This window comes from Neobacillus sp. GCM10027624 (assembly GCF_042675345.1).
GTDB lineage: Bacteria > Bacillota > Bacilli > Bacillales > Cytobacillaceae > Neobacillus > Neobacillus cucumis_D.
Genome location: NZ_JBHTHD010000003.1, coordinates 415,764 through 430,527, shown reverse-complemented (window position 1 = coordinate 430,527; position 14,764 = coordinate 415,764). Strand labels below are relative to the sequence as shown.

Annotated in this window: 13 protein-coding genes; all 13 read right to left on the bottom strand. The window is 39.7% G+C overall.

Going from position 1 to position 14,764, the window contains the following annotated elements:
• Positions 1 to 56 precede the first annotated feature (56 nt).
• The 13 genes from ACFQZ9_RS07050 to hutI all read right to left on the bottom strand — a co-directional run bounded on the left by ACFQZ9_RS07050 (position 57) and on the right by hutI (position 14,664).
• Positions 57 to 284, bottom strand: coding sequence for a hypothetical protein (locus ACFQZ9_RS07050; protein ID WP_198311287.1), 228 nt, complete (start codon positions 282 to 284; stop codon positions 57 to 59).
• Between the two features lie 672 nt (positions 285 to 956).
• Positions 957 to 1,748 carry an ABC transporter ATP-binding protein gene (locus ACFQZ9_RS07045; protein ID WP_498942900.1) on the bottom strand — a complete coding sequence of 264 codons (792 nt, stop codon included), beginning with the start codon at positions 1,746 to 1,748 and terminating at the stop codon, positions 957 to 959.
• 136 nt (positions 1,749 to 1,884) lie between these two features.
• Positions 1,885 to 2,613 carry a twin-arginine translocase subunit TatC gene (tatC, locus tag ACFQZ9_RS07040; RefSeq protein ID WP_498942899.1) on the bottom strand — a complete coding sequence of 243 codons (729 nt, stop codon included), beginning with the start codon at positions 2,611 to 2,613 and terminating at the stop codon, positions 1,885 to 1,887.
• 89 nt (positions 2,614 to 2,702) lie between these two features.
• Positions 2,703 to 3,353, bottom strand: coding sequence for a DUF1232 domain-containing protein (locus ACFQZ9_RS07035; RefSeq protein WP_498942897.1), 651 nt, complete (start codon positions 3,351 to 3,353; stop codon positions 2,703 to 2,705).
• A gap of 133 nt (positions 3,354 to 3,486) precedes the next feature.
• Positions 3,487 to 4,116: an MntP/YtaF family protein gene (gene ytaF, locus ACFQZ9_RS07030; protein WP_498942896.1), complete on the bottom strand. Its 630-nt coding sequence runs from the start codon at positions 4,114 to 4,116 to the stop codon at positions 3,487 to 3,489.
• Between the two features lie 230 nt (positions 4,117 to 4,346).
• Positions 4,347 to 5,837: an amino acid permease gene (locus ACFQZ9_RS07025; RefSeq protein ID WP_498943597.1), complete on the bottom strand. Its 1,491-nt coding sequence runs from the start codon at positions 5,835 to 5,837 to the stop codon at positions 4,347 to 4,349.
• Positions 5,838 to 5,969: 132 nt separating this feature from the next.
• Entirely contained in the window at positions 5,970 to 7,691 is a 1,722-nt protein-coding gene (locus ACFQZ9_RS07020) for a urocanate hydratase (protein ID WP_498942894.1), read from the bottom strand.
• 391 nt (positions 7,692 to 8,082) lie between these two features.
• A complete protein-coding gene (locus tag ACFQZ9_RS07015; protein ID WP_498942893.1) occupies positions 8,083 to 8,805 on the bottom strand; it encodes an amino acid ABC transporter ATP-binding protein in 723 nt (240 codons plus the stop codon).
• Positions 8,802 to 9,458 (bottom strand): amino acid ABC transporter permease, encoded by a 657-nt coding sequence (locus tag ACFQZ9_RS07010; protein WP_198311279.1) that lies wholly within the window; start codon positions 9,456 to 9,458, stop codon positions 8,802 to 8,804. Before ACFQZ9_RS07010 ends, ACFQZ9_RS07015 begins: the two co-directional genes overlap by 4 nt.
• Positions 9,459 to 9,565: 107 nt before the next feature.
• The gene (locus ACFQZ9_RS07005; protein WP_498942891.1) at positions 9,566 to 10,375 is read right to left on the bottom strand and encodes a basic amino acid ABC transporter substrate-binding protein; all 810 of its coding nucleotides are present in this window, start codon (positions 10,373 to 10,375) and stop codon (positions 9,566 to 9,568) included.
• A 206-nt stretch (positions 10,376 to 10,581) separates the two neighbouring features.
• A complete protein-coding gene (hutH, locus tag ACFQZ9_RS07000; RefSeq protein WP_498942889.1) occupies positions 10,582 to 12,105 on the bottom strand; it encodes a histidine ammonia-lyase in 1,524 nt (507 codons plus the stop codon).
• 130 nt (positions 12,106 to 12,235) lie between these two features.
• Positions 12,236 to 13,402: a zinc-binding metallopeptidase family protein gene (locus ACFQZ9_RS06995; RefSeq protein ID WP_498942887.1), complete on the bottom strand. Its 1,167-nt coding sequence runs from the start codon at positions 13,400 to 13,402 to the stop codon at positions 12,236 to 12,238.
• A gap of 11 nt (positions 13,403 to 13,413) precedes the next feature.
• A complete protein-coding gene (gene hutI / locus ACFQZ9_RS06990) occupies positions 13,414 to 14,664 on the bottom strand; it encodes an amidohydrolase family protein (protein WP_498942886.1) in 1,251 nt (416 codons plus the stop codon).
• Positions 14,665 to 14,764 lie beyond the last annotated feature (100 nt).

Below are 14,764 nucleotides of genomic sequence, written 5' to 3'. Positions count from 1 at the left end.
ATTCCCTCCAATAGGTTATGATTGTGAAATATTTCACATGTTAAATCAAAATTTTTTTACTCACAAACAGGATTACGCGGTATTTTTTCAAAATATATGTCTGTTAGGACCTTGGAGCTTCTTTTTACAATGACCACATAATTGACAGTCCAGATATAGGAAGGAATCTGCTCATTTTCTTTTAACATCATCGCCTCATATTCGTCTCCAACTGCTGCTTCAAATGTTTCTAATGTATAGGTCTCAGAATCAGTTGAAAAAGTCTTCCATTCACATTGCATCATGCTTATCACTCCTTAATACCTTTTGTGATTTCATCTTAGCATGTATTCCGAAAAATAGATTGTGAAATATTGAACAAAATATGAAACCTGAAGAAAAAATTTCCTATCGAAGAAGCCCTATAATTACGGGGATTTGTTTAATATAATATTATTGTTTGCGGGCATTAAAAACTTATTCGTTGACTGCACCCCTTCTTTTTCGACCACACGGGCACTATCAACCACCGATCGTTCCCAACACCACATTTTTTTCTGCCACTCGGGCACTATCAACACCTGATCGTTCCCAACACCATATTTTTTTCGACCACTCGGGCACTATCAACACCTGATCGTTACCAACACCATATTTTTTTCGACCACTCGGGCACTATCAACACCTGATCGTTCCCAACACCATATTTTTTTCGACCACTCGGGCACTATCAACACCTGATCGTTCCCAACACCACATTTTTTTCTACCACTCGGGCACTATTAACGCCTGATCGTTCCCAACACCTCATTTTTTTCTGCCACTCGGGCACTATTAACACCTGATCGTTCCCAACACCACATTTTTTTCTGCCACTCGGGCACTATCAACAACCCATGATAATGCCCACTCCCCTTAATTCTCAAAGCACTCTGACAACGGCCACTTTTACTTTCGGCAAATCGAAACCTCCCATTCTATTTTTCTACTGCCTGCATTTTTGATAATAATGGCCGGTTGTTTTCCCAAAAAACCTTAACTGGCAATCCGAAAAATTCTGTAAGCAGTTCCCCTGAGATCATTTCACTTGTACCACCCTCCGCAAAAACCTTTCCCTGTTTAAGTAACAAGGTTTTATTGAAAACAGGTAATATTTCTTCAACATGGTGGGTGACATAAATCATCGTCGGGGCATCAGGATTCTTTGAAATCAATTCAATTGATTCCAATAACTCTTCACGTGCAATAAAATCCAGTCCGTTCGTTGGCTCATCCAAAATTAGCAACGAGGGTTCGGCCATTAATGCCCGGGCAATTAGGACGCGTTGCTTTTCCCCTTGGGACAATGTTTCATAGTTTCGATTCGCATACTCAATGCAGCCAAGATTTTCAAGTAAATTAATCGCTTTTTCACGAATCTCATCTGTAGGAGTTTCATACAAACCAATGGAAGCAAAAGCACCACTTAAAACAACCTCAAACGCATTATCGCCAGGGTGAAATTTTTCCTGTAGTGACGAGGAAACAAAACCAATTTGTTTCCGAAGCTTTTCTCCTAAATACGTCTTTCCAAATTCAAGACCGAGTACCGTAACCTTTCCGCTGGTCGGGAAGTAAAAAGCATTTAACAATTGAAGAATGGCTGTTTTCCCTGCACCATTTAAGCCATATAATACCCAGTGGTCTCCCTGTTCAATTTGCCAATTTATATTTTGTAAAATCCAAGAACCATCTCGTTTTAATGAAACATTTTCTAGATGTAAAACCATGACAGATACTCCCTTCTATATAAAACCTACCTCTATAGTATCAAAAAATGCGAAAATTTAAAAAACACTATAATTTGTGCAGAAAAAAATTCACATGGAGTAACCATACCATGTGAATCTTTAAGATTATTATTTTTCAAAAGTGCATACCACTGTAACTTTTTTGCTTTCGTTTATAAACCATGATTGATAACAGAATGCTTACTTCATAAATAATAATAAGCGGTATTGCTACCGAAAGATGAGAGATGAGCTCTGGCGGAGAAATCATAGAAGCAATAATGACCAGGATTAAATATGCGTATTTTCTCATTTTCGCAATTCTATAAGGATTGACAATCCCCAAAGTTGTTAAAAACATCAGGACAAGCGGTAATTCGAAAGCAACGCCAAATGGTAACGTCATATTAATTAAAAAACTGAAGTATTTTTCTGCCGTAAACGAGGTAGTCATTAAATCATTTCCCAAATGGATTAGAAACCTCATGATGTTTGGAAAAATGAAAAAGTATCCAAAACCCAAACCTACTATAAATAGTAAAAATAAGGATGGAATATAGGCTAAAGCAACCTTTCTTTCTAAAGGTTTTAATGCAGGTTTAACAAATATCCAAATCTGCCATGCTGCAACAGGAATCGTTCCTGCAATGGCAACAACTGATGCAAGATGAAAATAAATCAAAATAATGTCACTTGGCCCTAAAACCATAAGTTTATATCCTAAATTCCCCATAAAAAAAACATAAATCTCTTTGGAATAAATGAGTCCAAAAACAAGAAAAATCAGAAAGGCTCCAGCTGATATGATTAGTCTTTTACGTAATTCATCCAAATGCTCTACTAGGTTAATTTCTTTATCTCCCAAAATTATCGCCTTCCTATACTAAACTTAAAATAAAATATACCATTAAGAGGAATGTTCAATCTAAACTTTTTAATAATTTGGATCTGGTTTCATTTTTTCATTGATAGTAAATTCGATACAAGCTGTACTGCGACGGCATCATCTAAATAACCAATCGGAAAGATGTAATCCGGAATAACGTCAACTGGCATGATAAAATATAAAAGGGCACTTCCTATAACGGCCAAATGATGTGAAGAATCCTTCTTCGTACAAAATTGTTCAAACATTACTTTTAATTGACTAATAAATGGACCTATTCCCCCTAATTTTTGGCGCTTCTTCTCAAAGTTATTTAGGATGGTTTCTTCCCCTTCTTCCGTTTGCGAGAACTGTTCGTATTTCTCTAATTGTTTTTCCACACTTTCAATTGTAAATTTTTTATTATACAAATTAGAAGATTCTAGGATTTTTTCAATATTATCCACCGTTGCATTAAGATCATCTGAATAGCTTTTTTCTGTTTTTTGATCAATCGGGTACCCTGCAGCACGAAATAAATCTGCAAACGGAACTCCAAGAGAGACTGCAAATTTTTTTAAATGTTCAGGTGTGGCTTTTCGTTTACCATTAACAATACGTGAAATGGTGGCAGTGTCGATTTCCGTAAGCTCGCTCAATTTCCTCATGGATAAGGACTGTTGTTTTAATAGATCTTTTAACACCAACCCAATATTGCTATTTTTTTGATCTTTTGACATTTTCTACTCCCCCATATTCATATACCCCATCACAGTAATCCCCAGTTCCAATTGGCCTTAAATCTATTCACTAATATATCTACACGTTGACAATTCGTCAATATTCTCATTAATAATTGTCAATACAGTTATTTTAAAAGAAAGCGGTTATCGCAATAATGATAATAATGATTCCGCTAATAATGGTACCAAATTGCCCCAATGTATAGGGACCAATCCGAACGGCGGATAATTTAAAACCTAACTTAACACCAACCCAAACACTAATTAAACTGCCAATTGCAGCTGTTAGAGAAATAGCATGGGGCGAAAGTCCAAGTAAGCCTGCACCTAAGCCATTCGTAAGTGCGTTAGATGATAAAGCAACACCAAGAAGCATGGCTTCACCCCAGCCAATTTCTCCCGATTGGTCCACATCGGCTAATTCTGGATTTTTGATAACCGTTTTTATACTAGTGGATTGACCGTCATATCCTTCATGATCCTTTATTGCGTTCTTACGGGGTGCTGCTAACAAAATAATTCTAATTCCAATAATTAAAAGCAATAATCCTCCAATTACCACTGGAAAGATGCCAGGTAGAATACGCGAAACCCAAATTCCAAAAGTAATACCAGCAAGGCTCATAAGATAACAAATAATGGCCATTAAAATGTTGGCTCCAATGCCAATTCGGATCTTTCGAACACCGTAAGAAATACCAATACCTAAATTATCTATGCTTGATGATGCTGCAAATGCCAAGATGATTAGCCAAGACAATGTAAATCACTCCTAATTTTTTTACATTGTATTACGTTCATTGACTAAATTTGTATGTCCGCTTAAAATTTGTTGACAAAAAAACAACGGTATTATTAACCAGAGGAATCAATGTCTGGAATACGAAATAACTAAAAGATCGAGAAAAATCTTTGCGATTAAAAATAATGAATCAATCCTTAAAAGGAACAAAATTAGGCCACAGTTCCAGGAACTGTGGCAAACTTTTTTTAGCTCTGAAATTCTTTGACATCAATCTTACATTCTTCTAAAGGAATGACCTTTGTTTTCTTAATAAATTTAAAACCAAGCCAAAATACAATAAATACAGGGATTCCGAGATAGGCGGCAATGACACCCACCCAATCGATATGCCCCGAGGTAAACCCTTGATAGTCTTGGGCAATCAGGATCACAAAGCATACAACGAAAGCAAAGATCGGTCCAAAGGGATACCATTTTGCACGGTATGGGAGATCTTTTATCGAATAACCTTGTGCCACATAGGCTTTGCGGAAGCGGTAGTGGCTGGCCGCAATTCCGAGCCAGAAAATAAACGTCGTCACACCAACGGAATTCATCAGCCAAAGATAGATGGTTCCATCTCCTACAAAGGACGCTAAAAAGGCTAACATTCCGACAATCGTTGTCGCAACTAGAGCTGCAACAGGGACACCACGTTTGTTTACTTTAGCAAAAATTCGTGGTGCTTGCCCTTCCTGGGCCATTGCATACATGATTCTGCTTGTCACATAAAGACAGCCATTTCCGGCAGATAAAACTGATGTTAGAATAACGGCATTCATTACAGAAGCGGCCAATGCAAGCCCGGCTCTTTTGAACACAATGGTAAAAGGGCTGGCCATAACAGTTGAGTTTTGAAGACTTTCATTCGTATAAGGTACAAGAAACGAGATAATGAGAAGCGCTAAAATGTAAAACAGAAGAATTCGCCAAAAAACACTCCGTATGGCTCGTGGGATATTTTTGACTGGGTCCTCACTCTCTCCTGCTGCAACACCAATGCATTCAGTTCCTGAAAAGGAGAAGCCGGCAACAAGAAAGATTCCTAATGTTCCGATAAAACCGCCAACAAACGGTGCATCGCCTACAGTAAAGTTTTGAAATCCAGCAGGTTGATGGCCGTTCATGATTCCAAAAATCATCAAGGTTCCAACCACGATGAAGATGATTATCGTTGCTACTTTAATAAAAGAGAACCAGTACTCTCCTTCACCAAAGCCCTTAACTGATAAGACATTTAAAAGGAAGAGGAAAGCTAAAAATAATCCACTCCACAGGAGTGAAGGGCTATCGGGAAACCAATACTTCATTAACAGGACAGAAGCTGAAAGTTCAGCGGCAAGGGTCATCGCCCATGACAACCAGTAGTTCCAGCCAAATGCAAATCCAAGTGCCGGGTCAATAAAACGTGTGGCATAAGTACTAATCGAACCGCTTGTTGGCATAAAGGTTGCCAGTTCCCCAAGCCCAGTCATGACAAAATACACCATAATCCCAATAATTCCATAGGCTACTAAAACCCCACCCGGTCCCGCTGTATGAATGGCTGGCCCGCTTCCAAGAAAAACACCCGTTCCGATTGTTCCACCTAAGGCGATCATTGACACATGACGTGGTTTTAATTTTTTTTGAAGATTACCAGATGACTCAGATTCGATTTCAGAAGAATATTGCAGCTGTTGATTTTCCAAAAGAATACCCCCTAATATGAATAGAACAAATATTGATAGATTAGAAGCAAGAACTAATGAGGGATACGGTTTAAAACTGCCTGAATTACAAAAATGATGGCAGGGACATGATCCGGCCCCTACCATCCTTCGAAGGAACTAAGCCTTTACTTCTTCCTTCTCTAAATCCTTTGGTCCAAATGTTGCTTTAGGTGACCACCATAATGGTACTTTAATGCCTTCTTCTGTAAGTTTTCCTTTTCCGTTGGCAACCTCACGGGCAATTTCATAGCCTGCTTGGGCATGGCGGATAACCCCAATACCTGAGTCAACAGTCATCGCAACTTCTAGTCTCATATCGGATTCTTCTGTACCATCTGCAATCATCGTTACGCCGGTATGAACTGCTTCACCCATGGAATAGTTTGCTTGAAGCGCAATCAAATCACACATACCAACCGCATTCAATAGACCATTCAATACTGGCCAGTCAGAGATTAAATCGCCGCCGTCTTTCATGTTTTCTGACTCAAATGTAGGGTTCACGATTGAACCGGAGTCTAGGTTGTCACGGGAGAAGGCAACCGGCCCCGCAAGTTCTCCTTTTCGAATCATGTCATTTACTTTTAATGCGAATTTCTTACGTTGTCCAAAGCCCATATAACAAATACGTGCTGGAAGTGCTTCGATTGGAATATGTTTCATCGCCAGTTTGATCCAGCGGGTTACAAGCAGGTCATCGCTGAACTCTTCAAGAATCATTTCATCGATTTTGCGTAAATCCTCTGCTTCACCGGATAGACAAACCCAGCGGAAAGGTCCACGGCCTTCACAAAAGAGCGGACGGATATATTCTGCTACAAATCCTGGTAATCTCTTCGCTTCTTTCTCATCCATACCGGCATCGATACATTCTTTACGGATACTTGTGCCGTATTCGAATGATTTAACACCTAAATCAAGGAATTTAATAAGAGCCTTTAGCTCACGCACCATGGTTTCACGTGCTTTTTCTAAATAAAGCTCACGATTTGTATCACGAAGATGCTCAGCTTCTTCCACTGTATAGCCAGATGGTAAATAAGAGATTGGGTCATGTGCTGGTGTCATGGATGTTGTAATATCCGGTAAGAACCCTTTTTCCAATACTGCCTCAAATACATCAGCTGCATTTCCGACAACACCAATTCCCAGTGGCTTTCCTGCAGCCGCAAATTCTTGCGCTAATACAATAGCTTCATCCAATGAATCTACTAAAACATCAATGAATTGTTTTTCAATCCGGCGATTAATAATTTCAACATTAGAGTCACAAAGGATTGCCACGCCGCCGTGCATCGTCATCGCTCTTGTTTGGTTACCGCCCATACCGCCTGCACCCGCTGTTAAAAGGATTTTTCCAACAAGTGAATCGTTATAGTGTAAACGTGCAATCGCAGAAAGGGTTTCGAATGTTCCTTGGATCACTCCTTGTGTACCGATATATTCCCAAGGTGCAGCCGTATAGTTTGCATACATGGTTAGGTTTTTATCTTGAAGATCATAGAATGTTGGCCAGTCAGCCTTCATGATATTTGTCGTAGCCATCACAACAGTTGGAGCATACTTATGTGTTTTGAAAATGGCTACCGGCATACCAGATTGAACAACCAATGTTTCATCATCTTCAAGTTCTTTTAACGATTTAACGATTGCATGGTAGGACTCCCAGTTACGAGCTGCTTTACCAATACCTCCATAAATAACTAACTCTTCCGGCTTTTCGGCATTCTCCATATTGTTTTCAAGCATCCTTAAGATTGATTCCTGTCTCCAGCCCTTACAACGAAGTTCAGGTCCCCTTTGTGCTTTAACAGAATATAAGATTTCTGGTTTTGTCATTACTAATTCCTCCTAGTATGTAATTTGGTGTACTCGACTTTATATATTGCAAGTACTGTGCCAAGTTGATCAAATTGGGGGAATTTTTTGTTTTTTCTATTAAAATAGCGATTTTTCCTTAGATTTTTTTTAAAAGCTTTCTTTTTAATTTGAGTTATAACCCAAACCTTTCACAAACAACGCAGATATTTCTTGCACCATAACACCACATAAATCGACAAATTCCTATATCCTTGCAAACGATTATAACTTTTATAACGCAGATAAAATTTGCATGCAAGTTATTCTTTAAAGAACCTGAATTATCTGGTTTTTTATCAATCAAACAATAAATATAATAGGGGACAATCCCTCTGGACCCTCCCCAACACTAACCCTATTCAACAAAAATTTACAAAACCTTACTTAAAAACGATTTGGTCCGCTCTTCCTGCGGATTCTCAAATAACTCTTTTGGAACATTTTCTTCGACAATGAAGCCGCCATCCATAAAAATGACGCGGTCACCCACTTCCCTGGCGAAGCCCATTTCATGAGTCACGACGACCATGGTCATCCCTTCTTTCGCAAGCTGCTTCATGACCTCTAATACTTCACCGACCATCTCCGGATCAAGTGCAGATGTTGGTTCATCAAAGAGCATGATTTTCGGCTCCATCGCGAGTGCTCTTGCAATGGCGACACGCTGTTTTTGCCCACCGGAAAGTGAACCCGGATAGGCCTCCGCTTTATCTCTTAGCCCCACCTTACTTAGCAGTTGCAACCCCTTCTGCTTTGTTTTTTCAACAGAAATCTTCCTCACTTTCATAGGTGCCAACATAATATTTTCAATCACGGTTTTATGTGGAAAAAGATTAAACTGCTGAAAAACCATGCCTACTTCTGTCCGCACCTTATTAATATCGGTTTTTTTGTCAGCGAGATCTATTCCTTCAATATAAATATGACCGTCTGTAATCGTTTCCAATAAATTGATGCACCGTAAAAAGGTGGATTTCCCTGACCCAGATGGACCAATGACTACGACTACCTCTTGAGGTTTCACGGAAACATTGATATCCTTTAAAACCTCATGATTTCCAAACGACTTTTTTAAATTTTTCACGGTAATCATGTGGTCGCCATCCTCCTTTCAAGTCTAGATAATAAGAAGCTTAACGTAAGGGTTAACACCAAATAAATCGCAGCTGCTGTTAGATATGGCTCCCAAACACGATAATACTGCCCCTGCATCGCTTGTCCCCAGTACATAAGCTCGGGTGCTGCAATTAACGCTGCGAGAGACGAATCTTTTATTAATACAATAAATTCATTTCCTAATGGGGGAATCATCCGCTTGAACGCCTGCGGCAAAATAACATAGCGCATTGCTTGAACATGATTCATTCCTAGAGAACGCGCAGCCTCCATTTGACCCTTATCAATGGATTGAATCCCGGCACGAAAAATTTCAGCGATATATGCAGCTGAATTCAAGGAAAGGGCAACAATTGCCGCCGCAATTGCATTGGTTTCACCTAAAAATAGTGGAACTACAGCGAAATGGATTAATAGGATTTGAACCATAAAAGGGGTCCCGCGAAAAAAGGTAATATACCAATTAAATGGCTGGGCATATAATTTATTTTGCATCATTTTACCTAGCCCGATCAGCAAGCCGAAAATGGTTCCAAGTAAAATTCCAGCGAATGAAAGACCAATTGTCAGCATTGTGCCTTTTATGAAAAATGAACTGTATTCAGATAATAAATCAAAACGAAAATCCATAGGCAAATCCTCCTAATATGATTCAGTATGAAAGTCTGATCGTTTAAACAGCCAAAAATTGCGTAACTGCCATAGGTATATGGGTTACGCAATTTTTTCGTTATCCGTTATTGTTTCAATGCATTTACATCAGGGTCTGACTTAAACCACTGTTGATAAATCTTTGCATATTCACCGTTTTCAAGCACTTTTGTAATCGCCTTGTCAAAATCAGCTTTTAGCACACTGCCTTTTGGAAACATTAAACCATAAAATTCTTTTTCAAATGCTGTATCGTCTTTTATTACGACTAAGTTCTCATTCGGATTATTTTTAACGTATTCTTCGACAACTGTATTATCTGCGACAACGGCATCTGCCCCGCCGCTCTTCAATTCCATAATCGCTAGATTGTTACTTTTAAATTTTTTAAGATCTTGATTATTTTTTCCTATTATTGCTTCTACCGCTTCTTGACCGGTAGTTCCATTTTGAACGGCCACTTTTTTACCCTTTAAATCCGCGGCACTTTTAATTGGGCTGTCTTTTGGTACGAGAATTTCATTTGTAGATAAAAAGTATGGTGTTGAGAAATCATAGGTTTGTTTTCGTTCATCATTAATCGTAATGGCGGAAATACCAAAATCTGCAGTTTTTCCTTTTACTTCAACGAATAGTGGATCCCAGCCGGTATTTACCACATTAATGTCATGTCCCGCTTCCTTCGCTACCACTTTGATAAAATCAAGATCGAAACCTTTGATTTGACCTTTATCGAGAAATTCAAATGGAGCATATTCGGCATTGGTTACAACCTTTAGTGTTTTCTTTTCAGTTTCCTTTGCTTTCTCCCCGCTGCTGCTTGTTTGGCTTGTCCCACAGGCAGATAGAATAACCATTAAAACTAAAACCATGGATAAAAACTTTAATGCTTTCATAATTGACCCCCTTATATTTTTAAATCACTGTAACTGAAAATTCAGACTATTTATAAGCTAGTTATTCCTTTATAGCTTTAAAAACGCGGTGACACCTTGAAGTAAATCCTCGGGGTAAGTGTGATTGGTCATGGGGTATTTTTCAATGGAGTTTTTGGAAAGGAGGCCCATCCTTAATCTCTATTTCCTGGACGGCCTCCAGAATATTATTTAACTAATGAATTGTCTTTTAAGATAAATTGTGCAAGCTCTTCCATTTGATCCGAAATGGCACGGTCGCCTTCAAGTGGCGGGCAGATTTCACGGATTTTTTCTAAATAGGCTCTTGTTGCCGGCGCTAATTCTTTTTCTGCATTTTCTAAGTGAATCGCTTGTGAAGCACAAATCATTTCAATCGCGATGACTCTTGCGGAATTATGAATGATTTCTCGTGCTTGACGTGAAGCAATGGTTCCCATGCTGACGTGGTCCTCTTGGTTGGCCGATGTAGGAATCGAGTCAACACTTGCCGGGTGGGCAAGGACTTTATTTTCAGAAACAAGGGATGCAGCGGCATATTGCGCAACCATCAAACCGCACTCTAATCCTGGATCTGTTGCTAAGAATGGAGATAATCCGCTTAATTGCGGGTTAACAAGACGTTCTGTTCTACGCTCCGAAATATTCGCCCATTCTGCTGCAGCTACTTTTAGAAAGTCCATTGACAGTGCGATTGGCTGTCCATGGAAATGGCCTCCTGAAAGAATTTCACCGCTTTCAAGTACAATCGGATTATCGGTTGTAGCGTTCATTTCAACACTTAAGCGTTCATTGACATAATTAAATGCCTGCCAGGATGCACCGTGAACCTGTGGAATACAGCGAATCGAATAGGAATCCTGGATACGGATCTCCCCCTGACGTGTTACCCGTTTGCTTCCCTCAAGCCAGTTCCTCATTCGTGATGCCACAAATTCAAGCTCTGGATGAGGTCTCACCGCTAAAAGCTCATTGTCAAAGGCAGAAATAATTCCATTTAATGCTTCCATTGTTAGGCATGCTGCCATATCTGCAGATAAACCAACACGTTCTGCTTCGTTTAGTGCAATTGTACCAACTGCTGACATTGCTTGTGTTCCATTGATAAGAGCCAACCCTTCCTTCGCTTCTAAAGAAACTGGTTTTAGGCCAGCACGTTTTAAGGCTTCTCCGCCTGGCAAGATTTCGCCCTTGTATTCAGCTTTCCCTTCACCCACTAAACAAATAGCAATATGGGATAGGGGGGCGAGGTCACCGCTTGCCCCAACGGAACCCTTACATGGAACAACCGGATGTACACTGTTATTAATCATATCAAGAAGCAGTTGCAGGGTTTCTTCTCTAATGCCGGAGAAACCTTTTGATAATGAGTTTGCTCTTAACGTCATCATCGCTCTTACAACTGGAATTGGCAGTGGTTCACCAACTCCAACAGCATCCGCTCGTAATAAATTCAACTGTAACTTTGCATTATCTTCAGGATTAATTTCAATATCACTTAGTTTTCCAAAACCTGTATTGACACCGTAAACTACTTTTCCGTCATTAATGGCCTTTTCGACTCGTTTTCGGCTTTCTCGCACCCGTTGCCAGTTCGCTTCCGGGATTTCAACTTTCGCCTCACCCTTAGCTACACTTTCCACTTTATAACGGTCTAAAGAAAAACCGTCTAAGTCTACTAATTTTAACTCTACTAATTCTTTGCTGCTCATTGGTCCCATCTCCTATTATGTTCTGCCAAAATGTTTCGACTTTATCCAATATTATAAATCAATTTCTCGACAATATCCTCACTATAATGCCATTCTCTTAAAATGTTAATCTGGAATGTTTTGCATTCCTTTAGGAATTTTTATGGTTCACATACCACTGTTCAATTAATGCTGTTGTTAATTTACCCGTATTTATAAGGTTTTCGATGCTGATACATTCCCTGAAAGAGTGAATATTTTGGAATCCTAATCCAAGGGTGATCGTGGTAAGCCCATTTTCATTTAACACATTTGTATCGGCCCCGCCTAATGTTTCCGTTAAGTATGGCTTAACGTTAATTTTTTGCGCAGCTTCTAAGGTGTTTTTCACTAAAATATGGTCTTCCGGAATATCAAAGCCAAGATATTTTTTCTCGATGCGAACATCCACCTTTCCACCTTTTTTCTCGGCAGCCTGCTTCATGACCTCTTCCATATGTTTGAGTTGGGCATCTAATTTTTCTTTTGAAAAACTCCGTACTTCACCAGCAACAGTTACACTTCCCGGGATAATCGATGTCAGTTCCCCGCCTTTGATAATTCCAATATTTGCAAGCGTTTCTTCATCGATTGCACCTAGCTTCATGTTCCTTAATCCTTCGGCCGCAAGAATGAAAGCACTATTTCCTTCCTCTGCATTCAAGGCAATATGTGCTGCATTCCCTTGAACTTCCATCCAAATCCGGCTGCTATATGGCCCTTTTAAAATCGTTTGGCCAACATCACCGCTGCTGTCAAAAATATAACCCGTTTTACTCTTTGCCTTGCTATAGTCCATATACGTTGCCCCAACAAGACCAGGCTGTTCATTTACAGTTAGAATGAATTCAATTGGTCCATGTGGCACACCGCTATCAATAATGGCGCGGATCGCTTCTAAATAAGCAGCCAATGCAGCTCGGTCATCAGCGCCCAAAATTGTCGTACCATCTGAATGAATCACACCGTCTTTAATGACTGGCTTCAATCCTTCTGTAGGTAAAACCGTATCCATATGGGTGGAGAAAAATAACGGTGGAATCGACGAATCAGTACCTTCACGATAGGCAATCAGGTTACCGACTTCACCATTAAAGTTTTTATGTGCTTCATCAAATTCCAAGGTAAAACCAAGCTCTGGAAGCGCCTTTTTCAAATATTCTGCCACAAGACTTTCTTTCCCACTTGGAGCGTTAATTTTTGCAAGTTCTAAAAATAATTCTTGCAATCGTTCTGCATTTACATGTTCAGAAGCTTTCGATACTTGATTTGTTTTCATAAAAGTCCCTCCTAACGGCTAACGACAACCTTACCGTTTTTGATTACTGTTTCCACAATGTTTGTTCCAAGTTCATATGCAATATGCTTATAAGTTGGGACATCCCAAATTTGTAAATCGGCTACTTTTCCTTCCTGAATCGTACCCCTGTCATCGAGATCAAGCGCTTGTGCCCCGCCATATGTTGCGGCTTTAATGGCTTCCTCTACGGAGAATTGATAGAGTCTGCATGCAAGGTTAATGACAAATTGCATGGATTGCGTATAACTAGCCGGGCAAAGATCCGTTGCCAGTGCCACCTGCATGCCTAAATCCAGCATTTTTCGTGCATCAAATGGTCGTTTATGGCTTACCGCAAAATCAAGGGATGGCATTAAGACTCCTGTAACATTTGCTTCCGCAAGCTTTTCCATCACTTCAACTGGTGTATAATTCAAATGGTCAACCGAGACCATTTTCATCTCAGCTGCCAAATCCGTACCGCCAATATAGGAATAAGCATCCGCATGAATTTTTGGCTTCATCCCATATTTCAGTCCGGCTTCTAGGATTTGCTTTGATTCCTCTGCTGTAAAATAGCCGTCATCACACCAGACATCACAAAATTCAGCGAGACCACGTTCTCCTACCCGCGGAATCATTTCATTAATGATTACATCCAGGTATTCTTCCTTTGTTAAGTTTTCAGGGAATCCATGGGCACCTAAAAATGTGTTTAACACATCAAGCGGTGTTTCTTCGTTCAGCCTACTACTAACTTCTAAAATTTTGATTTCACTATCAGTTGTCAAACCATAGCCGCTTTTGCTTTCAACTGTCGTGATTCCATAATTAAGCATCATCATCAGACGTTTTTTAGATTGTTCAAACAATTCCTCTGAAGGTCTGTTCCTAGTTAATTCAACGGTCCGATTCGGCCCCATTGAAATTCCTAGTTCTTTTAATTTCTCAGGAGTGTATCCTGCCACCTTAGCTGCATATTCCTCAACCCTTGTGCCGTAAAATACTAAATGGGTGTGAGAATCAATAAATCCTGGAGCAACGACTTTCCCCTTAGCATCAATTACATCCGATCCTTCTAGCTCAAAACTTTCTTTCATATCCGATTCCGTCCCGACACCGGCAATTTTCCCATCCTTGACGGCAATCCAAGCATTTTCCAAGACACCAATTTCACTCATGCCTTCTCCTGCACAGGTAATGACTTCAGCTGCATTTGAAATCAATAAATCTACTTTTATCTTCACTTTTGTATCAGACATTTTAAAACCTCCAAACATTTTCTGTCATTCCTTGGCTAGTGATTGCTATGTAATCTCTGAAAATAACAAAAGAATAGTAGAGACCTGCAAGATGTCGATC